The organism is Lysobacterales bacterium (assembly GCA_016721845.1).
Lineage (GTDB): Bacteria > Pseudomonadota > Gammaproteobacteria > Xanthomonadales > Ahniellaceae > JADKHK01.
In genome coordinates this window covers 1,493,878-1,519,475 of record JADKHK010000013.1, presented here as the reverse complement: position 1 = coordinate 1,519,475, position 25,598 = coordinate 1,493,878, and the positions used below count along the sequence as shown (strand labels likewise).

At 62.1% G+C, this 25,598-nt stretch carries 40 protein-coding genes and 1 pseudogene; 34 read left to right on the top strand and 7 right to left on the bottom strand.

Annotation, left to right across the window (positions count from 1 at the left end; all coding sequences use genetic code 11):
* The first annotated feature begins 121 nt into the window (after nt 1–121).
* The 33 genes and pseudogenes from rpsL to IPP28_14235 all read left to right on the top strand — a co-directional run bounded on the left by rpsL (nt 122) and on the right by IPP28_14235 (nt 19,882).
* Nucleotides 122–496: a 30S ribosomal protein S12 gene (rpsL, locus tag IPP28_14395; GenBank protein ID MBL0042190.1), complete on the top strand. Its 375-nt coding sequence runs from the start codon at nt 122–124 to the stop codon at nt 494–496.
* 23 nt (nt 497–519) lie between these two features.
* Complete coding sequence (rpsG, locus tag IPP28_14390) at nt 520–987, top strand: 30S ribosomal protein S7 (protein ID MBL0042189.1); 468 nt, start codon at nt 520–522, stop codon at nt 985–987.
* Nucleotides 988–1,005: 18 nt separating this feature from the next.
* Entirely contained in the window at nt 1,006–3,099 is a 2,094-nt protein-coding gene (gene fusA / locus IPP28_14385) for an elongation factor G (protein ID MBL0042188.1), read from the top strand.
* 42 nt (nt 3,100–3,141) lie between these two features.
* A pseudogene (gene tuf, locus IPP28_14380) lies at nt 3,142–4,331 on the top strand (elongation factor Tu).
* Between the two features lie 71 nt (nt 4,332–4,402).
* Nucleotides 4,403–4,714, top strand: coding sequence for a 30S ribosomal protein S10 (gene rpsJ / locus IPP28_14375; protein ID MBL0042187.1), 312 nt, complete (start codon nt 4,403–4,405; stop codon nt 4,712–4,714).
* A gap of 23 nt (nt 4,715–4,737) precedes the next feature.
* Nucleotides 4,738–5,385 (top strand): 50S ribosomal protein L3, encoded by a 648-nt coding sequence (rplC, locus tag IPP28_14370; GenBank protein MBL0042186.1) that lies wholly within the window; start codon nt 4,738–4,740, stop codon nt 5,383–5,385.
* Between the two features lie 11 nt (nt 5,386–5,396).
* On the top strand, nt 5,397–5,999 hold the full coding sequence (gene rplD, locus IPP28_14365; protein MBL0042185.1) for a 50S ribosomal protein L4: 603 nt from the start codon (nt 5,397–5,399) through the stop codon (nt 5,997–5,999).
* Complete coding sequence (rplW, locus tag IPP28_14360) at nt 5,996–6,292, top strand: 50S ribosomal protein L23 (GenBank protein ID MBL0042184.1); 297 nt, start codon at nt 5,996–5,998, stop codon at nt 6,290–6,292. The genes rplD and rplW overlap by 4 nt, the downstream gene beginning before the upstream one ends.
* 11 nt (nt 6,293–6,303) lie before the next feature.
* Nucleotides 6,304–7,131, top strand: coding sequence for a 50S ribosomal protein L2 (rplB, locus tag IPP28_14355; GenBank protein ID MBL0042183.1), 828 nt, complete (start codon nt 6,304–6,306; stop codon nt 7,129–7,131).
* Nucleotides 7,132–7,137: 6 nt separating this feature from the next.
* A complete protein-coding gene (rpsS, locus tag IPP28_14350) occupies nt 7,138–7,413 on the top strand; it encodes a 30S ribosomal protein S19 (protein ID MBL0042182.1) in 276 nt (91 codons plus the stop codon).
* Between the two features lie 12 nt (nt 7,414–7,425).
* Nucleotides 7,426–7,761, top strand: coding sequence for a 50S ribosomal protein L22 (gene rplV, locus IPP28_14345; protein ID MBL0042181.1), 336 nt, complete (start codon nt 7,426–7,428; stop codon nt 7,759–7,761).
* A gap of 12 nt (nt 7,762–7,773) precedes the next feature.
* Entirely contained in the window at nt 7,774–8,544 is a 771-nt protein-coding gene (rpsC, locus tag IPP28_14340; GenBank protein ID MBL0042180.1) for a 30S ribosomal protein S3, read from the top strand.
* Nucleotides 8,545–8,546: 2 nt separating this feature from the next.
* Nucleotides 8,547–8,960 (top strand): 50S ribosomal protein L16, encoded by a 414-nt coding sequence (rplP, locus tag IPP28_14335; GenBank protein ID MBL0042179.1) that lies wholly within the window; start codon nt 8,547–8,549, stop codon nt 8,958–8,960.
* Complete coding sequence (gene rpmC, locus IPP28_14330; protein MBL0042178.1) at nt 8,960–9,145, top strand: 50S ribosomal protein L29; 186 nt, start codon at nt 8,960–8,962, stop codon at nt 9,143–9,145. Before rplP ends, rpmC begins: the two co-directional genes overlap by 1 nt.
* Nucleotides 9,146–9,155: 10 nt before the next feature.
* Nucleotides 9,156–9,416: a 30S ribosomal protein S17 gene (gene rpsQ / locus IPP28_14325; GenBank protein ID MBL0042177.1), complete on the top strand. Its 261-nt coding sequence runs from the start codon at nt 9,156–9,158 to the stop codon at nt 9,414–9,416.
* Nucleotides 9,417–9,430: 14 nt separating this feature from the next.
* Nucleotides 9,431–9,799: a 50S ribosomal protein L14 gene (gene rplN, locus IPP28_14320; protein ID MBL0042176.1), complete on the top strand. Its 369-nt coding sequence runs from the start codon at nt 9,431–9,433 to the stop codon at nt 9,797–9,799.
* Between the two features lie 10 nt (nt 9,800–9,809).
* Nucleotides 9,810–10,124, top strand: coding sequence for a 50S ribosomal protein L24 (gene rplX / locus IPP28_14315; GenBank protein MBL0042175.1), 315 nt, complete (start codon nt 9,810–9,812; stop codon nt 10,122–10,124).
* A 9-nt stretch (nt 10,125–10,133) separates the two neighbouring features.
* On the top strand, nt 10,134–10,679 hold the full coding sequence (gene rplE, locus IPP28_14310) for a 50S ribosomal protein L5 (GenBank protein MBL0042174.1): 546 nt from the start codon (nt 10,134–10,136) through the stop codon (nt 10,677–10,679).
* Between the two features lie 19 nt (nt 10,680–10,698).
* Nucleotides 10,699–11,004 (top strand): 30S ribosomal protein S14, encoded by a 306-nt coding sequence (rpsN, locus tag IPP28_14305; GenBank protein ID MBL0042173.1) that lies wholly within the window; start codon nt 10,699–10,701, stop codon nt 11,002–11,004.
* A gap of 54 nt (nt 11,005–11,058) precedes the next feature.
* Nucleotides 11,059–11,457: a 30S ribosomal protein S8 gene (rpsH, locus tag IPP28_14300; GenBank protein ID MBL0042172.1), complete on the top strand. Its 399-nt coding sequence runs from the start codon at nt 11,059–11,061 to the stop codon at nt 11,455–11,457.
* A gap of 12 nt (nt 11,458–11,469) precedes the next feature.
* Nucleotides 11,470–11,994 (top strand): 50S ribosomal protein L6, encoded by a 525-nt coding sequence (rplF, locus tag IPP28_14295; protein ID MBL0042171.1) that lies wholly within the window; start codon nt 11,470–11,472, stop codon nt 11,992–11,994.
* A 26-nt stretch (nt 11,995–12,020) separates the two neighbouring features.
* Entirely contained in the window at nt 12,021–12,371 is a 351-nt protein-coding gene (rplR, locus tag IPP28_14290) for a 50S ribosomal protein L18 (protein ID MBL0042170.1), read from the top strand.
* An 84-nt stretch (nt 12,372–12,455) separates the two neighbouring features.
* Nucleotides 12,456–12,968, top strand: coding sequence for a 30S ribosomal protein S5 (gene rpsE, locus IPP28_14285; GenBank protein MBL0042169.1), 513 nt, complete (start codon nt 12,456–12,458; stop codon nt 12,966–12,968).
* Entirely contained in the window at nt 12,961–13,152 is a 192-nt protein-coding gene (gene rpmD, locus IPP28_14280) for a 50S ribosomal protein L30 (protein MBL0042168.1), read from the top strand. The genes rpsE and rpmD overlap by 8 nt, the downstream gene beginning before the upstream one ends.
* A gap of 26 nt (nt 13,153–13,178) precedes the next feature.
* Nucleotides 13,179–13,613, top strand: a complete 435-nt coding sequence (gene rplO / locus IPP28_14275; protein MBL0042167.1) for a 50S ribosomal protein L15 — start codon at nt 13,179–13,181, stop codon at nt 13,611–13,613.
* Nucleotides 13,614–13,616: 3 nt separating this feature from the next.
* Complete coding sequence (secY, locus tag IPP28_14270; protein MBL0042166.1) at nt 13,617–14,975, top strand: preprotein translocase subunit SecY; 1,359 nt, start codon at nt 13,617–13,619, stop codon at nt 14,973–14,975.
* A gap of 103 nt (nt 14,976–15,078) precedes the next feature.
* Nucleotides 15,079–15,435, top strand: coding sequence for a 30S ribosomal protein S13 (rpsM, locus tag IPP28_14265; protein ID MBL0042165.1), 357 nt, complete (start codon nt 15,079–15,081; stop codon nt 15,433–15,435).
* A gap of 18 nt (nt 15,436–15,453) precedes the next feature.
* Nucleotides 15,454–15,852, top strand: a complete 399-nt coding sequence (gene rpsK, locus IPP28_14260; protein ID MBL0042164.1) for a 30S ribosomal protein S11 — start codon at nt 15,454–15,456, stop codon at nt 15,850–15,852.
* Between the two features lie 12 nt (nt 15,853–15,864).
* Nucleotides 15,865–16,491, top strand: coding sequence for a 30S ribosomal protein S4 (rpsD, locus tag IPP28_14255; GenBank protein MBL0042163.1), 627 nt, complete (start codon nt 15,865–15,867; stop codon nt 16,489–16,491).
* An 18-nt stretch (nt 16,492–16,509) separates the two neighbouring features.
* Nucleotides 16,510–17,505 (top strand): DNA-directed RNA polymerase subunit alpha, encoded by a 996-nt coding sequence (gene rpoA, locus IPP28_14250; protein ID MBL0042162.1) that lies wholly within the window; start codon nt 16,510–16,512, stop codon nt 17,503–17,505.
* 19 nt (nt 17,506–17,524) lie between these two features.
* A complete protein-coding gene (gene rplQ / locus IPP28_14245; GenBank protein MBL0042161.1) occupies nt 17,525–17,908 on the top strand; it encodes a 50S ribosomal protein L17 in 384 nt (127 codons plus the stop codon).
* A gap of 86 nt (nt 17,909–17,994) precedes the next feature.
* Entirely contained in the window at nt 17,995–18,501 is a 507-nt protein-coding gene (locus IPP28_14240; GenBank protein MBL0042160.1) for a disulfide bond formation protein B, read from the top strand.
* A 28-nt stretch (nt 18,502–18,529) separates the two neighbouring features.
* Nucleotides 18,530–19,882, top strand: coding sequence for a 3-deoxy-7-phosphoheptulonate synthase class II (locus IPP28_14235; protein MBL0042159.1), 1,353 nt, complete (start codon nt 18,530–18,532; stop codon nt 19,880–19,882).
* Here the strand turns inward: IPP28_14235 and kynU are convergent.
* The 5 genes from kynU to IPP28_14210 are packed head-to-tail and all read right to left on the bottom strand — an operon-like array spanning nt 19,865 to nt 23,830.
* Nucleotides 19,865–21,130, bottom strand: a complete 1,266-nt coding sequence (gene kynU, locus IPP28_14230) for a kynureninase (protein MBL0042158.1) — start codon at nt 21,128–21,130, stop codon at nt 19,865–19,867. The genes IPP28_14235 and kynU overlap by 18 nt on opposite strands.
* Nucleotides 21,131–21,135: 5 nt before the next feature.
* Entirely contained in the window at nt 21,136–22,149 is a 1,014-nt protein-coding gene (locus IPP28_14225; GenBank protein ID MBL0042157.1) for an amidohydrolase, read from the bottom strand.
* 46 nt (nt 22,150–22,195) lie between these two features.
* Nucleotides 22,196–22,609, bottom strand: coding sequence for a hypothetical protein (locus IPP28_14220; protein MBL0042156.1), 414 nt, complete (start codon nt 22,607–22,609; stop codon nt 22,196–22,198).
* Nucleotides 22,593–23,234: a transcriptional regulator gene (locus tag IPP28_14215; protein ID MBL0042155.1), complete on the bottom strand. Its 642-nt coding sequence runs from the start codon at nt 23,232–23,234 to the stop codon at nt 22,593–22,595. Before IPP28_14215 ends, IPP28_14220 begins: the two co-directional genes overlap by 17 nt.
* A gap of 44 nt (nt 23,235–23,278) precedes the next feature.
* The gene (locus tag IPP28_14210; GenBank protein ID MBL0042154.1) at nt 23,279–23,830 is read right to left on the bottom strand and encodes a 3-hydroxyanthranilate 3,4-dioxygenase; all 552 of its coding nucleotides are present in this window, start codon (nt 23,828–23,830) and stop codon (nt 23,279–23,281) included.
* Between the two features lie 80 nt (nt 23,831–23,910).
* Between IPP28_14210 and IPP28_14205 the strand changes: the two genes are divergently transcribed.
* Nucleotides 23,911–24,516, top strand: coding sequence for a hypothetical protein (locus tag IPP28_14205; GenBank protein ID MBL0042153.1), 606 nt, complete (start codon nt 23,911–23,913; stop codon nt 24,514–24,516).
* On the opposite strand, the gene IPP28_14200 is transcribed toward IPP28_14205, so the two are convergent.
* Both IPP28_14200 and can read right to left on the bottom strand, forming a co-directional pair.
* Entirely contained in the window at nt 24,505–24,936 is a 432-nt protein-coding gene (locus tag IPP28_14200; GenBank protein MBL0042152.1) for a RidA family protein, read from the bottom strand. The genes IPP28_14205 and IPP28_14200 overlap by 12 nt on opposite strands.
* The gene (gene can / locus IPP28_14195; protein MBL0042151.1) at nt 24,936–25,598 is read right to left on the bottom strand and encodes a carbonate dehydratase; all 663 of its coding nucleotides are present in this window, start codon (nt 25,596–25,598) and stop codon (nt 24,936–24,938) included. Before can ends, IPP28_14200 begins: the two co-directional genes overlap by 1 nt.

Here is a 25,598-nt window from a genome sequence, read left to right as displayed (position 1 = left end):
CGTGTTCGCGGCCAAGGATGGTAGTGGTGTCGTTGACAGCTAGGTTAACTGGCTGTTAAAGTCTCAAAGCTGACAGGTCGGCTGGTGCCGGCCTGTCTCTCGTTTCTCAGGACTCTTTCACATGGCGACGATCAACCAGTTGGTGCGCACTGCGCGCCGTCCGAAAACCTACAAGAGCGCATCGCCGGCCCTGGCGAGCTGCCCGCAGCGTCGTGGCGTCTGCACCCGCGTCTACACGACGACCCCGAAGAAGCCGAATTCGGCACTTCGCAAGGTCGCCAAGGTCCGCCTCACGAACGGCTTTGAAGTGATCAGCTACATCGGTGGCGAAGGCCACAATCTGCAGGAGCACTCGGTCGTTCTGATCCGCGGTGGTCGTGTCAAGGACCTGCCGGGTGTGCGTTACCACACCGTGCGCGGCTCGCTCGATGCCTCCGGCGTCGCCAAGCGTCGCCAGGGTCGTTCGAAGTACGGCGCCAAGCGCCCGAAATCCTAAACTCCAGTCTGGGTTGAATTCTTATGTCGCGTAAAGGCTCTACTCCGCAGCGCACCCTGCTTCCCGATCCCAAGCACGGGAGCGAGACGATCGCGCGCTTCATCAACATGATCATGAAAAGCGGCAAGAAGTCGACCGCCGAAGGCATCGTCTATGGTGCGCTTGACGTGATCGGTGAAAAGAATGCGGACGCGCTCGCGCTCGTCGACAAGGCGCTGAGCAATGTCTCACCGGCGGTCGAAGTGAAGTCGCGCCGCGTCGGTGGTGCGACCTATCAGGTTCCGGTTGAAGTCCGTCCGGCCCGCCGCATGGCGTTGGCCATGCGCTGGACCATCGACGCTGCGCGCAAGCGTGGTGAAACGTCGATGCCGCGCAAGCTTGCAGGCGAGCTGATCGATGCGGCGGAAAGCCGCGGCGGCGCCGTCAAGAAGCGTGAAGAAACTCATCGTATGGCCGAAGCTAACAAAGCTTTCGCGCACTACCGCTGGTAATCGGACAGGACTCAGACAATGGCGCGCATTACGCCCATCGATCGTTATCGCAACTTCGGCATCATGGCTCACATCGATGCTGGCAAGACGACCACGACCGAACGCATCCTGTTCTACACCGGGGTGAACCACAAAATCGGCGAAGTCCATGACGGCGCCGCGACGATGGACTGGATGGAGCAAGAGCAGGAACGCGGCATCACGATCACGTCCGCTGCGACGACCTGCTTCTGGGCGGGCATGGACAAGTCCATGCAGCAGCACCGGTTCAACATCATCGATACGCCCGGTCACGTCGACTTCACCATTGAAGTCGAGCGTTCCTTGCGCGTGCTTGATGGTGCGGTGTTCGTGCTGTGCGCCGTCGGTGGTGTCCAGCCGCAGTCGGAAACGGTGTGGCGCCAGGCCAACAAGTATTCGGTGCCGCGTCTTGCGTTCGTCAACAAGATGGACCGTACCGGTGCGAACTTCTCCAAGGTCGTCGATCAGCTGAAGTCGCGCCTGAACGCGTATCCGGTTCCGATGCAGTTGCCGATCGGTGCGGAAGACAGCTTCGAGGGCGTGATCGATCTGCTCAAGATGAAAGCGATCATCTGGGACATGTCGAATCAGGGCACGACCTTCACTTATGGCGAAGTGCCCGCCGGCATGCTCGATGACGCCAAGAAGGCTCGCGAGTTCATGATGGAAGCGGCCGCCGAATCGTCGGAAGTCCTGATGAACAAGTATCTCGAAGAGGGTGACCTCTCCGAGGAAGAGATCATGGGCGGCATTCGTGCTCGCACCTTGACCTGCGACATCATCCCGATGTTTTGCGGCACCGCCTTCAAGAACAAGGGCGTGCAGGCCATGCTCGATGCGGTCATCCATTTCCTGCCGTCACCCGCCGACCGTCCGCCGGTTCGCGGTCTCGACGAGAACGACAAGGAAGCGACCCGTACGCCGGGCGACAAGGAGCCGTTCTCGGCGCTTGCGTTCAAGATCATGACCGACCCGTTCGTCGGATCGCTGACGTTCTTCCGTGTCTATTCGGGCACGCTGAATGCGGGTGACCAGGTGTACAACCCGGTCAAGTCGAAGAAGGAGCGCATCGGCCGCATCCTGCAGATGCATGCCAATCAGCGCGACGAGATCAAGGAAGTGCTGGCGGGCGACATCGCTGCGGCGGTGGGTCTGAAAGACGTCACCACTGGCGACACGCTGTGTGCGCAAGATCACGTCATCACCCTGGAGCGCATGATCTTCCCGGAACCCGTCATTTCGATGGCGGTGGAGCCGAAGACCAAGTCGGATCAGGAAAAGATGGGCATTGCGCTGGGCCGTCTCGCTCAGGAAGATCCGTCGTTCCGCGTGCGAACCGATGAAGAATCGGCTCAGACGATCATTTCGGGCATGGGTGAACTCCATCTCGAAATCCTCGTCGATCGCATGAAGCGCGAATTCAACGTCGAGGCCAATGTTGGCAAGCCGCAGGTCGCCTATCGTGAAGCAATCCGCAAAGCGGTGCGTCAGGAAGGCAAGTTCGTGCGCCAGTCGGGCGGTCGTGGCCAATACGGTCACATTGTCATCGAGATGGAGCCGATGGAACGCGGTGGCGGTTACCTCTTCGAAAATGCCATCGTCGGTGGCGTGGTTCCGAAGGAGTACGTGACTGCGGCCGACAAGGGCATCCAGGAAGCCATCAAGAACGGCGTGCTCGCCGGGTTCCCGGTGGTTGACGTCAAGATCCGCGCGGTCGACGGCTCGTACCACGATGTCGACTCGAACGAAATGGCATTCAAGGTGGCCGGCTCGATGGCCTTCAAGGAAGCGTTCCACAAAGCGAATCCGGCTTTGCTGGAACCGATCATGAAGGTCGAGGTGGTGACGCCGGAAGACTACATGGGCGACGTGATGGGCGACCTGAGTCGTCGACGCGGCATCCTGCAGGGTTCGGATGACACGCCGTCGGGCAAGGTCATCAACGCGATGGTTCCGCTCGGCGAGATGTTCGGCTACGCCACTTCTATGCGTTCGATGTCGCAGGGTCGCGCCACTTTCACGATGGAATTCGATCACTACGCCGAAGCGCCGAACAACATCGCTGAATCCGTGATCAAGAAAAACGCCTGATCCACTTTCATTTCGACTTTCAATTCTTAAGGGTTTGCAGTCATGGCAAAGGGTAAATTCGAACGCACCAAGCCGCACGTGAACGTGGGCACGATTGGTCACGTGGATCACGGCAAGACGACGCTGACGGCGGCGCTGACGAAGGTCGGCGCGGAGCGTTTGGTGGCGAGTTCAAGGCATACGACCAGATCGACGCGGCGCCGGAAGAGAAGGCGCGCGGGATCACGATCTCGACGGCGCACGTGGAATATGAATCGCCGAACCGTCATTACGCGCACGTGGATTGCCCGGGCCATGCGGACTACGTGAAGAACATGATCACGGGTGCGGCGCAGATGGACGGCGCGATCCTGGTGTGCTCGGCGGCGGATGGTCCGATGCCGCAGACGCGCGAACACATTCTGCTGGCGCGTCAGGTCGGCGTGCCGTACATCGTGGTCTTCCTGAACAAGGCGGACATGGTGGACGACGCCGAGTTGCTGGAGCTGGTCGAGATGGAAGTCCGGGACCTGCTGAGCAAGTACAACTTCCCGGGCGACGACACGCCGATCATCAAGGGTTCGGCGCTGAAGGCGCTGGAAGGTGATCAGAGCGAAATCGGCGTGCCGGCGATCATCAAGCTGGTGGAAGCGCTGGACAGCTACATTCCGGAGCCGAAGCGCGACGTGGACAAGCCGTTCCTGATGCCGGTCGAAGACGTGTTCTCGATTTCGGGTCGTGGCACGGTGGTGACGGGTCGTATCGAGCGCGGCATCATCAAGGTGGGCGAGGAAATCGAAATTGTCGGTATTCGTCCGACGACGAAGACGACGGTGACGGGCGTCGAGATGTTCCGCAAGCTGCTGGATCAGGGTCAGGCGGGCGACAATGCCGGTCTGCTGCTGCGCGGCACGAAGCGCGAGGACATCGAGCGCGGTCAGGTCATCTGCAAGCCGGGCACGATCACGCCGCACACGAAGTTCGAGGCTGAGGTGTACGTGTTGTCGAAGGAAGAGGGCGGTCGTCATACGCCGTTCTTCCGCGGCTACCGTCCGCAGTTCTACTTCCGTACGACGGACGTGACGGGTGCGTGCGAGCTGCCGGAAGGCGTGGAGATGGTGATGCCGGGCGACAACACCAAGATGGTGGTGACGCTGATTCACCCGATCGCGATGGAAGAAGGCCTGCGTTTCGCGATCCGCGAAGGCGGCCGTACCGTCGGCGCCGGCGTCGTCGCCAAGGTCCTCGTTTAAACATCGATTGAAATTCACGAGCATCGCGGGGTGTGCGCGCCCCGCGGTCCGTCAACAAGAAGGACACGGCAATGGCAGACCAGAAAATCCGAATTCGTCTCAAGGCTTTCGATCACCGCTTGATCGACAAGTCCGCGAGCGAAATCGTCGAAACCGCGAAGCGTACCGGCGCGCAAGTGCACGGTCCGATTCCGCTTCCGACGAAGATCGAGCGTTACACCGTGCTGGTCTCGCCGCACGTGGACAAGGACGCGCGTGATCAGTACGAGACCCGTACCCACAAACGCGTTCTGGATATTGTCGATCCCAACGACAAGACCGTAGATGCGCTGATGAAGCTTGACCTCGCCGCTGGCGTGGACGTCCAGATCAAGCTGTATTAAAGCGCCGCAATTAGGACAGGAACATGAGTATCGGTTTGGTAGGCCGCAAATGCGGCATGACGCGAGTCTTCACGGAAGACGGTGTGTCGGTACCGGTGACGCTGATTGAAGCATCACCGAACCGCATCACCCAGGTGAAGACCAAAGAAACGGATGGCTATTCGGCGATCCAGGTGACGGCTGGCAAGAAGCGCGCTGCGCTTGTGACCAAGCCGTTGGCTGGCCATTACGCCAAGGCCAAGGTCGAGGCCGGTCGCGGTCTCTGGGAATTCCGCGTGGACGATGCGCAGATCGGCAGTTTTGCCGTCGGCGCAGAGCTCAAGGCGGACGAGTTGTTCAAGGTCGGCCAGGCGGTGGATGTCGCCGGCGTGACCAAGGGCAAGGGTTTCCAGGGCACGATCAAGCGCCACCACTTCACGATGGGCGACGCGACGCACGGTAACTCGTTGTCGCATCGTTCGCCGGGCTCCATCGGCCAGCGCCAGACGCCGGGTCGAGTGTTTCCTGGCAAGAAGATGTCCGGCCACATGGGTGCGATCAACCAGACTTCGATGAATCTCGAAGTGGTCCGCATCGACGCAGAGCGCGGTCTGATCGCGATCCGCGGTGCGGTGCCGGGTGCTCCGGGCGGCGACGTGATCGTGCGTCCCGCGGCCAAGGCCGCGAAGTAAGGAGCCCAGACATGGAACTGAATATCATTGACAGCAAGCAGCCGCTGAGCGTCTCCGACGACGTGTTCGGTCGCGAGTACAAGCAGGACCTGATCCATCAGGTCGTGAACGCGTTCCGCGCCGCCGGCCGTTCCGGCACCAAGGCGCAGAAGTCGCGTTCGGATCTGTCGGGTACGACCAAGAAGTTCAAGAAGCAGAAGGGCGGCGGTGCGCGTCACGGCGACTACCGCGCTCCGATCTTCGTGGGCGGTGGCCGTGCCTTTGCCGCGCGTCCGCGCAGCTTCGAGCAGAAGATCAACCGCAAGATGTACCGCGGTGCGATCGCCTCGATTCTGTCGGAGCTGGCGCGCACGGGTCGTCTCAAGGTCGTCGAGAATTTCGATCTCGATGCGCCGAAGACCAAGCAGCTGTACGCCAAGATCGAGTCGCTCGGTGGTGGCAAGACGCTGATCGTTACCGAGGCCGGTAGCCAGAACCTGTTCCTCGCCGCACAGAACCTGCCGTATGTCGGCGTGGTCGATGTCGCTGGCCTGAATCCGGTGGACCTGGTTTACGCCGACAACGTCGTGATGACCGTCGACACGGTCAAGAAGGTCGAGGAGTGGCTGGCATGAGCAACGAACGTCTGTTGCAGGTGCTGCGCGCGCCGCTCGTTTCCGAGAAGAGCGCCCGCATCCAGGAAAGCGCCAACCAGTACGTCTTCGAGGTTGCATCCACCGCAACCAAGGCCGACGTCAAGATGGCAGTTGAAGAATTGTTCAAGGTCAATGTCAAGGCGGTCAACGTCTTGAACGTCAAGGGCAAGACCAAGGCGTTCAAGGGTCGACTCGGTGGTCGCGGTGGTTTCCGCAAGGCGTACGTAAGCCTTGCCGAAGGCCAAACGATCGACATCGTGGCCAAGGCCTGAGGTAAGCGAACATGGCACTGATTACATTCAAGCCGACTTCGGCAGGCCGCCGCCAAATGGTGCGCGTGTCCACGCCGGGATTGCACAAGGGCGGCCCGCTGGCCGCACTGACCGAGTCGCAGGGCAAGACTGGCGGCCGCAACAACCACGGCCGCATCACCACCCGTCACAAGGGTGGTGGTCACAAGCAGAATTATCGCGTCATCGATTTCAAGCGTGACAAGGAAGGCATCGCCTGCCGCGTCGAGCGCATCGAATATGATCCGAACCGCACGGCGCACATCGCGCTGGTTTGCTACGCCGACGGTGAGCGTCGCTACATCATCTCGCCGAAGGGCCTGAAGGTGAACGACCAACTGGTGGCGGGCAAGGATGCGCCGATCAAGGTCGGCAACTCGTTGCCGCTGATCAACATTCCGGTCGGTACCACGGTGCACTGCATCGAAATGCGTCCTGGCAAGGGCGCGCAGTTGGCGCGTTCGGCCGGTGCCGGCGCCCAGCTGATCGCGCGCGACCAGGGTTATGCGACGCTGCGTCTTCGTTCCGGTGAAATGCGCAAGGTTCCTTCGGACTGCCGCGCAACGATCGGCGAAGTCGGCAACGACGAACACAACCTGCGCAAGATCGGCAAGGCCGGTGCACAGCGCTGGCGCGGCATCCGCCCGACCGTTCGCGGTGCGGCGATGAACCCGGTCGACCATCCGCACGGCGGTGGTGAGGCCCGCGCCGGTCAGGGTAACCCGCATCCGGTCAGCCCGTGGGGCATGCCGACCAAGGGTTACAAGACCCGCAAGAACAAGCGCACGCAGCGCTTCATTGTCCGCGATCGCAGGGGTTAATCGACCATGCCACGTTCACTCAAGAAAGGTCCCTTCGTGGACCTGCATCTGGCGAAGAAGGTTGATACCGCTGTCGCCACCAGCAGCAAGCGTCCGATCAAGACCTGGTCGCGTCGCTCGATGATCCTGCCGGACATGGTCGGCCTGACGATTGCCATTCATAACGGCAAGGCGCACGTGCCGGTGTTGGTCAACGAGAACATGGTCGGGCACAAGCTCGGCGAGTTCGCAGTGACCCGCACCTTCAAGGGCCACGGCGGCGACAAGAAGTCGGGTAAATAAGGAGCGATGATCATGGAAGCCAAAGCCATTCACCGTACCGCCCGCATTTCGCCGCAGAAGGCGCGCCTGGTCGCAGACCAGGTGCGTGGCCTGCCGGTTGGTCGCGCCACCAACATCCTGACGTTCAGCACCAAGAAGGCTGCGCAGATCGTCAGGAAGGTGCTGCAGTCCGCCATTGCGAACGCAGAAAACAACCAGGGCGCCGATATCGACGAACTGAAGGTCACCCAGATCTTCGTCGACGAAGGCCCGACCATGAAGCGCATGCATGCCCGAGCAAAGGGCCGCGGTACGCGCATTATCAAACGCACGAGCCACATCACTGTGGTCGTGGGTTCCGGCAAGTAAGCGAGGACGACGATGGGTCACAAAGTTCATCCCACCGGCATCCGCCTTGGTATCTCCAAGGACTGGAATTCGACCTGGTATTCGGGCAAGAAAGACTTCGCCGCCTACCTTGCTGCCGACCTGAAAGTTCGTGAAATGCTGCGTACGCGCCTGGCTGCTGCCGGAATCTCGCGCATCCAGATCGAGCGTCCGGCCAAGACGGCGCGCGTCACCATCCACACGGCCCGTCCGGGTGTGGTGATCGGCAAGAAGGGCGAGGACATCGAGAAGCTGCGCAAGGACGTATCCGACATGATGGGCGTTCCGACGCACATCAATGTGTCGGAAGTCCGTAAGCCGGAACTCGATGCCCAGCTCGTGGCGGAATCGATCGCCCAGCAGCTCGAGCGCCGCATCATGTTCCGCCGCGCGATGAAGCGTTCGGTCGGCAACGCGATGCGCCTCGGCGCACTCGGCATCAAGGTCAATGTCGCGGGTCGCTTGAACGGTGCCGAAATCGCCCGGACCGAGTGGTACCGCGAGGGCCGGGTGCCGCTGCACACGCTGCGTGCCGACATCGATTACGGTTTTGCCCAGGCCAAGACGACCTACGGCATCATCGGCATCAAGACCTGGATCTACAAGGGCGACGTCTTTGACCTCGCCGCGGCGACGGCTGAAGCAGCCAATGCCGACAAGAATGAGCGCAACGAGCGTTCGGAGCGTCCGAGCCGCGAGCGCGGCGATCGTCAGGATCGCGGCGACCGTGGTGACCGTGGCGACCGCTCGGGCCGGGGAGCTTAATCATGCTGCAACCATCCCGAACCAAGTACCGCAAGGTATTCAAGGGCCGCAACCGCGGACTCTCGCACAATGGTGCGAACGTCAGTTTCGGTGAATACGGTCTGAAGGCGACGACTCATGGTCACCTGACCGCTCGCCAAATCGAGGCCGGTCGTCGTACAATCTCCCGCTTCGTCAAGCGTGGCGGAAAGCTCTGGATCCGAATCTTCCCGGACAAGCCGATCTCGCGCAAACCGATTGAAGTCCGCATGGGCAGCGGCAAGGGCGGCGTGGAATTCTGGGTCGCGGTGATCGCGCCCGGTCGCGTCCTTTACGAGATGGAAGGTGTACCCGAAGCCACGGCGCGCGAAGCGTTCCGTCTGGCCGCGGCCAAGCTTTCCGTTCAGACCACCTTCGTGACGCGTACGGTGCGCTAATGGATATCAAGAAGCTTCGCGATAAATCAGCCGCCGACCTGGAAAAGCACGTCGGCGATCTGCGCAAGGAACAGTTCAATCTGCGCATGCAGCGCGGTACCGGTCAGCTCGCGCACCCGCACGAGATCAAGCGTGTGCGTCGAGAGATCGCCCGCACGAAGACCGTGCTCGGCGAGAAGAAGTGAGACGAACGTCATGACTGATACCAAGAAAGCGCTGCGCACGATCGAAGGTCGTGTGGTCAGCAACAAGATGCAGAAGACCGTGACGGTGGTGATCGAACGCCAGATGTCGCACTCGCTGTACGGCAAGGCCCTGCGTCGCACGACCAAGGTCCATGCCCACGACGAGAACAGCCAGTGCCAGGAAGGCGACAAGGTCCGCATTGCAGAATGCGCGCCACTGTCGAAGACCAAGAACTGGCGTGTCGTGGAAGTCGTCGAGCGCGCAGGCTGAGGAGCTAGAACACCATGATCCAGATGCAATCCCATCTCGCGGCAGCCGACAACAGTGGCGCACGCGAACTGATGTGTATCAAGGTGCTCGGCGGCTCGAAGCGTCGTTATGCCGGCATTGGCGACATCATCAAGGTGTCGATCAAGGACGCCATTCCGCGTGGCAAGGTCAAGAAGGGCGAGGTCTATGACGCCGTGGTCGTGCGTACCCGCAAGGGTGTGCGCCGTCCGGATGGTTCGCTGATCCGCTTCGATGGCAATGCCGCCGTCCTGCTCAACAACAAGCTCGAGCCGATCGGCACGCGCATCTTCGGACCCGTGACTCGCGAACTTCGCAGCGAACGGTTCATGAAGATCGTTTCGCTGGCGCCTGAAGTGCTCTGAGGGACTCGCCATGAATCGCATCAAGAAAGGTGATCAGGTTCTCGTGATCACCGGCAAGAACAAGGGTCAGAAAGGTGAAGTGCTGCGCGTTGTCGAAGACAAGGTCGTGGTCCAGAACATCAACCTGATCAAGCGCCACACGAAGCCGAACCCGCAGCTCAACCAGCCGGGCGGCATCATCGAGCGCGAAGCACCGATTCACGTCTCGAACGTGATGCTCCTGAACACCGTCTCCGGAAAGGGCGAACGCGTCGGTTTCAAGACGCTGGACGATGGCCGCAAGGTCCGCGTCTTCCGCAAGTCCGGCGAAATGGTGGACGCATAAGGAATCACCATGGCTATCACTCGCTTTGAAAAGCATTACAAGGAAGTCGTCGTTCCGCAGCTGACCGAGAAGTTCGGCTACAAGAACCCGATGCAGGTCCCGCGCCTCACCAAGATCACGCTGAACATGGGCGTGGGTGAAGCTGCTGCCAACAAGAAGGTGTTGGACAACGCCCTCGACGACATGACCAAGATCGCGGGCCAGAAGCCGGTCTCGACCAAGGCTCGTGTTTCGGTCGCGACGTTCAAGATCCGTGATGGTTGGCCGATCGGCGCCAAGGTCACGCTGCGTCGTGCCCACATGTTCGAATTCCTGGATCGTCTGATCACCATCGCGCTGCCGCGCGTCCGTGACTTCCGCGGTGTCAGTGGTCGCGCCTTCGATGGCCGCGGCAACTACAACTTCGGCATCAAGGAACAGATCATTTTCCCGGAAATCAACTTCGACGCCATCGACGCGCTGCGCGGCATGGACATCGCGATCACCACGACCGCGAAGTCCGATGCAGAAGCCAAGGCGCTGCTCGAAGGCTTCAAGTTCCCGTTCCGCAACTAATCAGAGCCGAGAGACATTCATGGCCAAGACCTCAATGGTCAACCGCGACATCAAGCGCGCTAAGACCGTTAAGAAGTACGCTGCCAAGCGTACCGAACTGAAGCGTCAGTCGATTGATCCGAAGCTCTCGCATGACGAGCGGATGGATGCGATCCAGAAGCTTCAGAAGTTGCCACGCGACGCGAGTCCGTGCCGTCAGCGCAATCGTTGCGAACTATCGGGACGTTCGCGCGGCGTGTATCGCAAGTTCGGCCTTGGCCGCAACAAGCTCCGCGAAGCCACCATGCGTGGCGACGTTCCGGGTCTGCGCAAGGCCAGCTGGTAAGTCCCTTCCACAATCGGTACCGGATATCGGTGCTATCTCACGGAGTTTCATCCCATGAGCATGACTGATCCTATCGCCGACATGTTCACCCGCATCCGCAACGGTCTCGCGATCGGCAAGGTGTCGGTGAAAATGCCGGCTTCAAAGGTCAAGTTGGCAATCGCCAAAGTCCTCAAAGACGAGGGCTACATCAACGACGTCGCCGTGCGCGACCTCGAAGGTGGCAAGAAAGAACTCGACATCGCGCTGCGCTATTACCTGGGCAAGCCGGCCATCGACCGCATCCAGCGCGTCAGCAAGCCCGGCCTGCGCCAGTACCGCGGCAAGGACGAACTGCCGACCGTGCTCAACGGTCTCGGTGTGTCCATCGTTTCCACCTCGTCCGGCATCATGACCGACGCGCAGGCTCGCGCGAAGGGCCTGGGCGGCGAAGTCATCTGCCTCGTGGCCTAAGGAGAGAACCCCATGTCACGAGTAGCCAAGAAACCGATCGCGCTCGCCAAGGGCGTCGAATGCTCCGTCGCCGGTGACGTCGTCACGGTCAAGGGTCCGAAAGGCACGCTGACCACCGCGCGCCCGGCCAACGTGAACGTCAAGATCGACAATGGTGTCGTCACCCTGGCCGCCGAAGGCGACCATATGGCGATGGCGGGCACGCTGCGTGCGCTGCTGAGCAACATGGTGTCCGGTGTCGCCAACGGCTTCGAGCGCAAGCTTGAGTTGGTTGGCGTCGGTTACCGCGCTGCGATGCAGGGCAAGGACCTGAACCTTTCGCTCGGATTCTCGCACCCGGTGCTGTTCACCGCGCCTGCGGGCATCACGATCGAAACGCCGACCCAGACGGAAATCGTCATCAAGGGTGCGGACAAGCAGGTCGTGGGCCAGGCTGCAGCAAAGATCCGCGCCTTCCGTCCGCCGGAACCCTACAAGGGCAAGGGCGTTCGTTACTCCGGCGAGAAGATCACGCTGAAAGAAGCGAAGAAAGCGTAATCGCGGGCCGACTGAGGATACCCACCATGGACAAGAATATTTCCCGTCTGCGCCGCGCCAAGAAGACGCGCGCACACATCCGCACTCTCGCTGTCGCGCGCCTGTCGGTGCATCGCTCCAGCCAGCATCTTTACGCCCAGGTCTTCACGGCCGACGGCAAGGTGGTGGCGGTCGCGAACACGCTTCAGGACGACGTCATCGCCGGAGTCAAAGGCACGAAGAACAAGGCCGCCGCGGCGGCCGTCGGCAAGGCCATCGCGGAACGCGCGAAAGCCGCCGGCATCGAATCGGTCGCTTTCGACCGTTCGGGATTCCTGTATCACGGCCGCATTGCGGCGCTCGCTGATGCCGCTCGCGAGGGCGGTCTGAAGTTCTAAGCACTACGTTTCAACCACAACTCCAAGCGGCCCAGCCGCAAATCATGCCGCCGCGCCTCGTGCGCGGCGAGCCACAGGTGAGATATGAGCAACAACGATCGTGAACAGGGTGACGGCCTCCAAGAGAAGCTGATCGCCGTGAATCGTGTGGCCAAGACCGTGAAGGGTGGCCGCCAGATGAGCTTTACGGCGCTGACCGTCGTCGGCGATGGTGAAGGTCGCGTCGGTCTCGGTTACGGCAAGGCGCGTGAAGTGCCGGCTGCGATCGCGAAGGCGATGGACCGCGCCCGCAAGGCGATGGTCAAGGTGTCGTTGAAGAACGGCACGCTGCAGTATGCGGTCAAGGCCAACCATGGTGCGGCGCGCGTGTTCATGCAGCCTGCCTCCGATGGTACCGGCGTGATCGCCGGCGGCGCGATGCGCGCCGTGTTTGAAGTCGTCGGTGTGCGCAACGTGCTGGCCAAGGCGGTCGGTTCGCGCAATCCGATCAATCTCGTGCGTGCCACGATCAAGGGCCTGCAGGCGATCCAGTCGCCGGCCGACATCGCGGCGAAGCGCGGCAAGAAGCTTGCAGACCTGGTGCCGAGCCATGACTAATAAATCCGAATCGACTGTCACCGTCCGTCTCGTCAAGAGCACGAACAGCTGCCCCTGGATCCATCGCCTGAGCGTCAAGGCGCTTGGCCTCGGCAAGCTCAACAGCGTTCGTACCCTCAAGGACTCACCGCAGGTACGTGGCCTGATCAACAAGGTCAACTACCTCGTCCGCGTCGAAAACTGATCGCCGCGTAGCACAGGAGATATCTCATGCGTCTCAACACCATCAAACCCGCCGCCGGCGCGCGCACCGTGCGCACCCGCGTCGGTCGCGGTATCGGCTCCGGCCTCGGCAAGACGGCCGGCCGCGGTCACAAGGGTTCGTATGCCCGTACCGGCAAAGGCAAGATCAAGCCGGGCTTCGAAGGCGGCCAGATGCCGATCCAGCGTCGTCTGCCCAAGGTCGGTTTCCGATCGAAGCTCAAGGCCGACACTGCCGAGATCCGTCTGTATCAGCTGGAACAGCTGAAGGACACGACGGTTGATCTGGCTACGCTGATTGCCGCCAATCTGATCGATGCCCGCGCCAAGAAGTGCAAGGTCGTCGCCAAGGGCGAAATCAAGCGTGCCTACACGCTCAAGGGTCTGCTCGCCACCGCCGGCGCCAAGTCGGCGATCGAAGCGGCCGGCGGCAAAATGGAGTAAGGCGTGGCGAATCCCTCGGCACCAGCGCAGGGCCCACTCGCGAATCTCGGTCGCATGACCGAGCTTCGTGATCGCTTGATCTTTGTCGTCCTCGCGATGATCGTGTTCCGCCTCGGCACGTTCGTGCCGGTGCCGGGCGTGAATCCGCAAGCGATGACGCAGCTCATGGAAAGCCAGGGCGGCACCATCCTCGACATGTTCAACATGTTCTCCGGCGGTGCGCTTGAGCGCCTGTCGGTCTTCGCGTTGAACGTCGTCCCCTACATCTCGGCCTCGATCATCGTGCAGTTGCTTGCGACGATGGTTCCGTCGATGCAGGCGTGGCGCAAGGAAGGCGAGTCGGGTCGTCGCAAGATTTCCCAGTTGACGCGCTACGGCGCCGTTGGCCTGGCGGCGTTCCAGGCTTTTGGTGTCGCCATCGCGTTGCAGAGCCAGACCACGGCAGCCGGCGGCTTTCCCGTTGTCGTTGCGCCCGGTCCGGCCTTCGTCATCAGTGCAGTGATCGGACTGACGGCGGGCACTTTGTTCCTGATGTGGCTGGGTGAGCAGATCACCGAGCGCGGCATCGGCAATGGCATCTCGCTGATCATCTTCGCCGGCATTGTCGCCGGTCTGCCGAGTGCGGTCGGCCTGATGCTCAAGCAGCTCGCGTCGAGCGAGATGAGCATCTTCGTCGGTTTGGGCGTGTTGGCCGTGGTCGTTGCGGTCGTCGCCTTCATCGTCTACATGGAACGCGCGCAACGCCGCATCGCGGTGAACTACGCGCGGCGCATGGGTGGGTCCCGCGCTTACAACAACCAAAGCTCGCACTTGCCGCTGAAGATCAACATGTCGGGTGTCATTCCGGCGGTGTTCGCCTCGTCCTTCATCATGTTCCCCGCGACCATTGCGTCGATGGGTGGCCTGTCGTCGGTCAGCTGGCTGAACCACATGTCGATGATGCTGCGCCCCGGCGAACCGCTGTACATGATCGTGTTTGCGGTCCTGATCATCGTGTTCTCGTTCTTCTACACCGCCATGGTGTTCAATTCGGCGGAAACCGCCGAAAACCTGAAGAAGTCGGGTGCGTTGATTCCGGGCATTCGTCCCGGCAAGGCCACGGCGGACTACGTCGATGGCGTGATGACCCGGCTGACTGGTATCGGTGCCCTGTATCTGGTCTCGGTCTGCCTGTTGCCCTCGATCCTGCAGACCAGCTGGAACGTACCCTTCTATTTCGGCGGTACCTCGCTGCTGATCGTGGTCGTCGTGGTGATGGATTTCACCGCACAGATCCAGGCGCACCTGGTGTCGTCGCAGTACGAGAGTCTGCTGAAGAAGGCCAACCTCAAGAACTACGGTCGCAGCGGTATTACCCGCTGAGGCAACTGCACAGGATGTGCGGGTCGCTACTGGCGCTGCCGGTGGGGCGATGATCTATGTATAATGTTGAGTTCCCTGCGCTAACAGTTTTGGAGAAGACGCGATGGCGCGTATCGCCGGTGTGAATATTCCGGTCCACAAGCATGCGTGGATCGGCTTGCAAAGCATTTTCGGGATCGGCCGATCCCGTTCGAAGAAGGTCTGTGCGTCCGCTGGCCTGGATCCGACGACGAAGGTCAAGGATCTGACGGACACCCAGGTGGAACGACTCCGTCAGGAAGTCGCCAAGTTCACGGTCGAAGGCGACCTGCGCCGAGAAGTCGGCATCAGCATCAAGCGCCTGCAGGATCTCGGTTGCTACCGTGGCCTGCGTCATCGTCGTGGTCTGCCGGTGCGCGGACAGCGCACGCGAACCAATGCGCGCACGCGCAAGGGTCCGCGCAAGGCGATCAAGAAGTAATCGACCCGGGACCCCATCATGAATGCCAAGACTCAAGCGGCTGCAAAGCCCAAGAAGAAGGTCAAGCGCGTCGTCACCGACGGCATCGCGCATGTCCAGGCTTCGTTCAACAACACCATCATCACGATCACCGATCGCCAGGGCAATGCCTTGTCGTGGGCGACCTCCGGTGGCGCCGGTTTCCGCGGTTCGCGCAAGTCCACGCCGTTCGCGGCGCAGGTTGCCGCCGAGAAGGCCGGTCGTGCGGCGCTCGACTACGGACTGAAGTCCGTTGAAGTGCGCATCAAGGGCCCCGGCCCGGGCCGCGAATCTGCGGTTCGTGCTCTCAATGCCCTCGGCTACAAGGTGTCGAACATCATCGACATCACGCCGATCCCGCACAACGGCTGCCGTCCGCCGAAGAAGCGTCGCGTCTAAGGAAGAATTGCCATGGCTCGTTATATCGGTCCTACCTGCAAGCTCGCGCGTCGTGAAGGCGCCGACCTCAGTCTCAAGAGCCCGGCGCGTGCGCTGGATTCGAAGTGCAAGCTCGAACAGAAGCCCGGCCAGCATGGTGCTGCCAAGAAGGGCAAGATGTCCGACTACGCCGTCCAGCTTCGCGAGAAGCAGAAGGTGAAGCGCATCTACGGTCTGCTCGAACGTCAGTTCCGTCTGTACTACGCGAAAGCGTCGAACCAGAAGGGCGCCACGGGTGAAAATCTGCTGCGCCTGCTGGAAAGCCGTCTCGACAACGTCGTGTTCCGCATGGGTTTCGCGGTGACGCGTGCCGGTGCCCGCCAATTGGTGGCCCACAAGGCGATCACGGTGAACGGCAAGAAGGTCAATCTGGCCTCCTTCCAGGTCAAGGCTGGCGACGAAATCGCGGTGGCTGAAGCTGCACGCAAGCAGCTGCGCATCCAGGAAGCGCTGACCCTGTCGCAGGAAATGGATCTGACGCCGGGTTGGCTCGAAGTGGACGCGAAGAAGATGGCCGGCACCTACAAGGCTGCGCCTGATCGCGCGGACCTGCCGTCGGACATCAACGAGAACCTCATCGTCGAACTGTACTCGAAGTAATCGGAGAGCCCAATCACCATGGTTGCAAACGCCACCAGCGTCATGCGCGCCCGCGGCATCACCGCCGAGCGACTCTCGCCCAACCGGGCGCGCGTCGCTGTCGAACCGCTTGAACGCGGTTTCGGCCACACGCTCGGCAACGCGCTTCGTCGCGTGCTGCTTTCCTCGATCCCGGGCTGTGCCATCACTGAAGTCGAAATCGACAACGTGTTGCATGAGTACACGACCCTTGAAGGCCTGCAGGAGGACGTGATCGAAGTCCTGCTCAACCTCAAGGACGTCGCGCTGCGCATGCACGGTCACGACGAAACGCTCCTGACCCTCGTCAAGAAGGGCCCGGGCGTCGTCACCGCCGGCGACATCAAGGTCGACCACAGCGTCGAGATCATCAATCCGGAACATGTGATCTGCCACCTGACCAAGGACACGCAGCTCAATATGCGTCTGCGCATTTCGCGTGGCGTCGGCTATCAGCCGGCTCTTTCGCGTCGTCGCCCCGATGAAGAGTCGCGTCCGATCGGCCGCCTGCAGCTCGATGCGAGCTTCAGCCCGATCCGCCGCGTCGCTTTCGAAGTCGACAACGCCCGCGTCGAACAGCGCACCGATCTCGACAAGCTCGTGCTCGACATCGAGACCAACGGCACCATCGAAGCGGAAGAAGCCGTGCGTCGCGCGGCCGACATCCTCGCCGATCAGCTGTCCGTGTTCGGTGACTTCACGCGTCGCGAAAGCGCCGCCGCGAAGCCGGCCGCGACCGGCATCGACCCGCTCTTGATGCGTCCGATCGACGATCTCGAACTCACCGTCCGTTCGGCGAACTGCCTGAAGGCCGAGAGCATCTACTACATCGGAGACCTGGTGCAACGCACCGAGGTCGAGCTGCTGAAGACGCCGAATCTCGGCAAGAAGTCGCTCACCGAAATCAAGGAAGTGCTCGCTGCCCGCGGTCTTTCGCTCGGCATGAAGCTCGAAAACTGGCCCCCGGCCGGCGTGCAACACGGCATGCTCGGCTGAGGCACAAAGGAAATTATTTATGCGCCACCTCAAATCCGGTCGCAAGTTCAACCGCACCAGCTCGCACCGCGAAGCCATGTTCAAGAACATGGCCAGCTCGCTGTTCGTGCATGGCCTGATCAAGACCACCCTGCCGAAGGCCAAGGAACTCCGTCGTGTGGCCGAGCCGCTGATCACGCTCGCCAAGATCGATGGCGTCGCCAACCGTCGTCTCGCCTTTGATCGCCTGCGCGACAAGGCGGCCGTCGGCGTGCTCTTCACCGAGCTCGGCCCGCGTTACCGCGAGCGCAAGGGCGGCTATCTGCGTATCCTCAAGTGCGGTTTCCGCAATGGTGATGCTGCTCCGATGGCCTACGTCGAACTGGTCGATCGTCCGCAGACTGAAGCCGCTGCCGAAGCCTAAGCTTCGTTGGTGAACTTCTGCGCGAAGGCCTCGGTCGAAAGACCGGGGCCTTCCGTTTTTCCGGTATCCACACCCGAGGAGTCGACATGAATCTGAACCCGCTTGCATGGAGCAACCGCGCCGCGTTCCTTGCCGCCTTTCTGATCAGCGGTGGCCTGATGGGTTATGCGTTCTACGCACAATACGTGCAGCACTACGAGCCCTGCATGTTGTGCATGGTCCAGCGGGTCTTTGTATGTGCCGTCGGCCTGACCGCGCTGGTCGCGGCCATTCACGGCCCGAAGACCTGGGGCTGGAGAGTCTATGGCACCGTCACCGCGCTCTGGGCCGGCATCGGCGTCTACATCGCGGGTCGCCACGTCTATCTGCAGAGCCTGTCGCCGGAAGAACTCGATGGCTGCGCGCCTTCACTGCAATATGCGCTTGAATACTTCGATGCATTGAAGGTATTGAAGACGATCTTCATCCGCGACCAGGACTGCGGCGTGATCGACTGGACCTTCCTCGGGCTCTCGATGCCCAATTGGGTCCTGTTCTTCTTCATCGCGTTCTTCGTCGCGGCGATCTATTTCGGTTTCCGCCGCGTGCGTTGAGCGCGGCCTCTTCGACAGGCGACGAACGATGACCCCCTGGACGCCCGCGCAATGGCGCGAACGCCCCGCTGCCCAGCAGCCGACCTATCCCGATGCCGAACATCTGGAACGTAGTCTTGCGCAGTTGCGCCAGCTGCCGCCGCTGGTCACGTCGCTCGAGATCCTGACGCTCAAGCGCCACCTTGCCGAGGCCGCCGAGGGCAAGCGGTTCCTCCTTCAAGGGGGCGACTGTGCCGAGAGTTTTTCCGAATGCGACTCGACGACGATCACCAATCGTCTGAAGGTCCTGCTGCAGATGAGCGTCGTGCTCGTGCATGGACTCAAGCTGCCGGTGGTGCGCGTGGGGCGCTTTGCCGGCCAATATGCCAAGCCGCGTTCCACCGACACCGAGGAGCGCCATGGCGTGACCTTGCCGAGTTATCGCGGTGACATCGTCAATGCACCCGAGTTCACCGCGGCGGCGCGCAAGCCGGATCCGGAGCGTCTGCTGCACGCGCATGCGCATTCGGCGATGACGATGAATTTCGTGCGCGCCTTGATCGATGGCGGTTTTGCCGATTTGCATCATCCCGAATACTGGGACCTGGGTTGGGTCGAGCATTCTCCGCTGCAGCGCGAGTACCGGCGCATGGTCGAAGCGATTGGCGAGTCGGTCCGATTCATGGAGACGCTGGCCGGGGAAACCCTCGGCAGCTTCACCCGCGTCGACTTCTTCACGTCGCACGAAGCCCTGTTGCTGCATTACGAGGAGGCGGTCACGCGCCAGGTGCCGCGCAATCCAGGGTGGTTCAATCTGTCCACGCATTTTCCGTGGATCGGCATGCGCACGGCGGCGTTGGACGGCGCGCATGCGCAGTATTGCCGCGGCATCCAGAATCCGGTCGGGTTGAAGGTCGGGCCGACGGTGACGCCGGACCAGTTGTTGCCGGTCATCGACTTTCTGAATCCGCTCAACGAGCCGGGCAAGCTCACTTTGATCCATCGCATGGGCGCGGCCAAGATCGGGGCGACTCTGCCGCCACTGCTGGAGGCGGTGCGGCGCGAAGGCAAGCAGGTGCTGTGGTGCGCCGATCCGATGCACGGCAATACCGAGAGCACCGCCAACGGCTTCAAGACGCGGCGTTTCGACAACATCCGATCCGAGCTCGATCAGGCCTTCGACATCCACACCGCAGCCGGTACGCGCCTCGGCGGTGCGCATCTCGAACTCACCGGCGAGAACGTGACCGAATGCATGGGCGGCGCGCGTGACTTGACCGAAACCGATCTCGAACGCGCCTACAAGTCCACCGTCGACCCACGACTGAACTACGAGCAATCGCTGGAAATCGCGATGCTGATCGTGCGCAAGCGCGGCGGACACTCAAGCCAGGAAGGCTGACGCCGAACGCAGCAGGGGGACGATGTCGCCGTAGCGGTTGTAGAGCGGCGTCGGCGACACGCGGATCACGTCCGGTTCGCGCCAATCGCAAAGCACGCCGTGCTGCTCCAGATGTTCGAACAGGGCGCGGCCGTGTTCGCGTCCAGCCCGCACGCGCAAGGACAGCTGACAGCCACGACGCTCGGGATCGTTCGGCGTGACGATGGCGATGTGCGCGCCCAGCACGGCGTCGACCGATTCGGCGTAGAACGCGGTCATCCGCATCGACTTCGCGCGCAGACGCGCGATATCGGCACGCTGGAAAAGATCCAGCGACACCCGCAGTGGCGCCAGTGCCAGGATTGGCGGATTCGACAACTGCCAGCCCTCTGCGCCGGGCGTCGGCACGAAGTCCGGGCCCATCTTGAAGCGTGTCGATTGATCGTGGCCCCACCAGCCTGCAAAGCGGGGACGATCCGTCCTCGCGTGTCGTTCGTGCACGAAGCAGCCGGCGACTGCGCCCGGTCCCGAGTTCAAGTACTTGTAGCTGCACCACACCGCGAAGTCGGCCTGGCTGTCGTGCAGATTCACCGGGACATTGCCGATCGAATGCGCGAGGTCAAAGCCGACGATGGCGCCAGCTGCATGGGTCAGTCGCGCGATCTCGTCGAGCGGATAGACCTCGCCGCTGCGGTATTGCACGCCCGGCCACAGCACCAGCGCGAGGCGATCGCGATGCCGGTCGATGGCGTGCGCAATGGCCGCGATCGAAATCGTGCCGTTCGGCTCGTCCGGTGCGAGCTCGATCAGGTCGGTGGCCGGGTCGAAGCCGTGGAAGCGGATCTGCGATTCGACCGCATATCGATCAGACGGGAATGCACCCTGTTCGATCAGGATCGCCGGTCGCTCGCGGGTCGGGCGATAGAAACTCACCATCATCAGGTGCAGGTTCGCGGTCAGCGTGTTCATCGCGACCACTTCTGCCGGCATCGCGCCGGCGACATGCGCGAGGCCTGCGCGTACGAATTCGTGATACGGCATCCACGGGTGGCGACCACGGAAGTGGCCTTCGACGCCGAGCCGTGCCCAGTCGTCAAGCTCGTCGATCACGGCCTGGCGCGTCGCCTTCGGCTGCAGGCCGAGCGAGTTGCCGCAGAAATAAGCCTGATCGCGGCCATCGTGTTGCGGGACATGAAACTCGGCACGGAAGGCTGCAAGCTCGTCATTCGCGTCGAGCGCGGTGGCGCGCTGGGCAATCGGCTCGATCATCGCGTTCAGTCCTGTGCGAAGCGTGCGTGGGGCAGTCCCAGCCATTCCAGGGCCGCACCATGGAACAGGCGTGCGCGCGCGTCATCGCCCAGTCCGAGCGCATCGATGCCGCTGCCCGGCACCTGTTCGCCCAGCGGGAACGGGTAGTCGGTACCGAGCATCACGCGGTCGTGGCCGACGACGTCGAGCAGGTAGCGCAAGGCTTGCGGATCATGCACGCAGGAGTCGAAGAACAGGCGCGGGAAATATTCGCGCGGGTTGCGGTGGTTGTCGGTGGCGACCAGGTCCGGACGCATCTTGTAACCGTGTTCGATGCGACCGATGGTGTACGGGAAGGAGCCACCGCCATGCGCGAAGCAGACGCGCAGCTTCGGCAGGCGCTCGAGCACGCCACCGAAAATCAGTGAACACGCGGCGCGGGTCTGTTCGGCGGGCATGCCGACCAGCCAAGGCAGCCAGTATTTCGGCATCGCATCCGTGCCCATCATGTCCCAGGGATGGATCAGGATGGCGGCACGCAGTTCCTGCGCCGCTTCGAAGAACTCGAACAGTTCCGGCGCATCGAGGTTCCAGTCGTTCACGTGCGAACCGATCTGGATGCCGGAAATGCCCAGTTGGTCGATGCAGCGTTCCATTTCCTGGATCGCGAGTTGTGGCGACTGCAGCGGCACCGTGCCGACGCCGGCGAAGTGCGCCGGGTGCGCGCGACAGAGTTCGGCCAGGTGGTCGTTCAATGCGCGATGCAGTTCCAGCGCCTGATGGCCCTTGGCCCAGTACGAGAACATCACCGGCACGGTCGAGGCGACCTGCACCGACACGCCGAACTTCGCGTACTCGGCGATGCGCAGTTCGGCATCCCAGGTATTCGGCCAGATCTCGCGGAAGAACTTGCCATCCTTGTAGATCCGGTGCCGGCCCTCGGCGTGATGGATCACCGGAAACCTGGCATCGCCATACTTCTCGGCGAGATTCGGCCAATGCTTCGGCAGCAGATGCGCATGGGTGTCGATCTTCAGCATGGCTGGATTCTAGGTTGGGACAGGCGACGAAGGGGAAAAAGTACCGTTAGATCTGCCGTGCGAGCACTGTTGAAACGTGCGCACACGCTTCAATGACATCCAGAACGAGCCGTTCTTCGACGTCCATATGGCCTTCGTATTCAGCGAGATTGCGCAGGTCGTGGGCCTTGGCGAGCACGCGCCAGACTTCCGGCCCGAGGCCGAGCGTGTGGGGCAGCGACTGGAAGACGATGTAGCGATGGCGTGGCCGATAGCCGAGGCGGCGCAAGGCCGCAAGGCAGAACGCGTGCGCGGCGTTGTAGGCCAGGTCGAAGCGGCTTTCCAGCGAGAGCGAGGCGATTCCCGCATCGGCCAAGCGGGCGCGGCCGGAGCGAACCAGACCTGCGATTTCGGTGGCGTCCGGCGGCTCTGCCACCAGCGGTTTGCCGGGTCCGGAGAGCGCGTCAAGCGGCGAGGTCATGTTCGCTGCCGATGAGCCAGAGCTTGGGCTGTTGCAGGATGCGCACGGCGAAACTGCCGCCATCGCGGATGCGCTTCCGCAGTTCGTCGCGGGTGAAGATCGTGGGACTGATCTCGCGTCCCAGCCGTTCCATCAGCGGATGCAATGTCGCCATGACGTCGGGATAGGTGAGGTCGTCGGAGACCAGCATCAGGTCGATGTCGCTGGCGGCGCTGTCGCTGCGCTTGGCGACCGAACCGTAGACGAAAGCGGCATGGATGCGACCCGCCATCGGCGCGAGCGCGGCGCGCAGCGGCGACGCCAGCCCGAAGGTCTTGCGGACGATGGATGCCAATTCGTCATGGATTGGCGAATCGGGATTGGCGCGATAGTGCTTCTGGTTGCCGACTTGCTCGACGACGAGCAGCCCGCTGCCCGCAAGTCGTGCCAGTTCGCGCTGCACGGCGCCGCTGCCGGCGCCGGTGCTGTGGATCAGTTCGCTCACGGTCGCGCTGCGCCCCGGCGCACTGAACAAGCTGGCAAGCACCCGCTGCTGGGTCGTGGTGAACAGCGCATCGGACAAATTGGCGCTGGCGTAGAGCGCGGCGGCTTCGCTGACGCGATGTTGGCGGGAGTGGGTGCCCATATCGGGCATGATATTGCCCATTCTGGGCATCGACAAGCGGTGTATCAGGCCAGCTCTGGCGCGCCGTACTTCGCCGGCGCCGGATTGAGATGACCGCATTGCGTGCAGGTGCGGTGCGCGTGCGAGCGGTAGAAGCGCTCGAAAATCGCACCGAATTGCGTTTCGATGTTCTCGAGCGCGAAGAATTCCTCGTAGAGCTTGTGGTTGCAGCGTTCGCAGAACCACATCAGGCCGTCCTGCTCGTGGGCGAGGCGCTTGCGTTCGATGACGAGGCCGATCGAATTCGGCATGCGTTGCGGCGAATGCGGCACGCGCGGCGGCAGGTAGAAGATTTCGCCGGCCTTGATCGGGATATCGCGCACGCTGCCGCGTTCGCCGTCAAATCCCTCCTGGATCCGCAGCACCATGTCGCCTTCGATCTGGTGGAAGAACTCTGGCCCTTCCTCGATGTGGAAGTCGGTGCGCTGGTTCGGGCCGCCGACGATCATCACGATGAAATCGCCGTCGACGATGCACTTGTTGCCCACGGGCGGTTTCAGCAAATGGCGATGCTCATCGATCCAGCGCTGGAAATCGATCGGGCCGGGCAGGGACATGGGCGGGTCTCGCGATGGGATGCCGGCAAGTGTACCTTTCCGCCGACGGGAACCTGGAGCACAGGATGCGGTGTTGGTGGATGGCACTACTGCTTGGGCTGGCGGCGTGTTCTTCCGGACAGGACAGCAATGTCGCCGATGATGCGTCGCTGACCCGCACCTTTTTCGGCGCGATGTTCGACGAAATGCGTGGTCCCCCCGGCGCCGCCGCGCTGGCCGAGCGCGTCCGATTTTCGCAGTCAGGCGTCCACTTCGACTATCCGAAGCCGCTGCGTCTCAGCGTCGATCGCGATCACTACACGACCTGGGCGCTGGAGCGCGGCGACTTCGAGTTGGAACTGCACGTGCCCGACAGCGAGATCCACGCCGAGGATTACCTCGACGGCTTGGTCGACATCATTGCCGACAAGGGCCATCCGGTCGAAGGGCCGCTGCAGGGCCGCAGCGTGCACTGGTGCGGACAGGACATCACGGGCCGGTTGTATCGCTTCGATTTTCTCGGCGATCCGCGCATCTACGAAGCCTTCGAGCTTCCGCCGACCCGTGTGGGTCCACGCTTTCTGGTCTTCGACGACATTCCGCGCAGTGGCGATTGGACCGACACGGGCAAGGCGACGTTTGCTGCAGTCGATGCGAGCATCAATTGCGACGGCGGCAAGATCCCGGTGCGCGAATCAGACGGCTGACTTGAATGCCGCGATGCACTTCAATTCGATCGCGATCGGCGTCGGCAATGCGGTAATGCCGAGCGTGGTGCGGCAGGGTGCATGGGCCGGGTCGGGAAAATATTCGGCCCAGACCGTGTTGTAGGCCTTGAAATCGCGGGCCATGTCGGTGAGATAGACGGTGACGTCGACCAGGTCGTTCCAGCCTGCACCGCTGGCTTCGAGTACCGCGCGCACGTTCGCGAAGACCGAGTGGCATTGCGCGACGATGTCGTAACAGGCAAGTCCACCGTCGGCATCGTAGGCGTTGCCGGGAATGCTGTTGTCCGTCGCGGACCGCGGGCCGATGCCGGACAGGAACAGCAGGTGGCCGACGCGACGTGCATGCGGATACGACCCGACGGCCCGGGGTGCCGTGTCCGCCCGGATCACGTCGCTCATCAGAAGCTCCCGCGGGCGATGCCGAGCCGTGCCAGCGACTGCACATAGGTCTCGGCGAGTGTGGCGTGGCTGTGCGTGGTGATGCCTAGATTGCGCAGGCGACCGTCGAACAGCGAATAGACGAGGCCATGTACTTCGAGTTTCTGGCCGCGTTCCCAGGCGTCCTGCACGATCGTGGTCTGGCAGATGTTGACGACCTGTTCGATCACGTTGAGTTCGCACAGCCGCGCGTGCTTCATCGATGTCGTGTCGATCGCGTCGAAGGCTTCGCGATGCTTCTGCAGCACATCGCCGACATGGCGCAGCCAGTTGTCGACGAGGCCATGACGGGCGCCATCCAGAACCGCGCGCACGCCGCCGCAGCCGTAGTGGCCGACCAGCATGATGTGTTCGACCTTGAGTACGTCGATGGCGAATTGCAGTACCGACAGGCAGTTCAAGTCGGCATGCACGACGACGTTGGCGACGTTGCGATGCACGAAGATTTCGCCCGGTGCGAGACCGAGGATCTGGTTGGCCGGCACGCGTGAATCGGAACAGCCGATCCACAGGTATTTCGGATGCTGCTGCTTCGAGAGTTGCCGGAAGAAGTCGGGCTGGGTGGCCTTGATCGATTCGGCCCATTGCCGGTTGCGTTCCAGCAATTCGTCGATTTCGCGCAT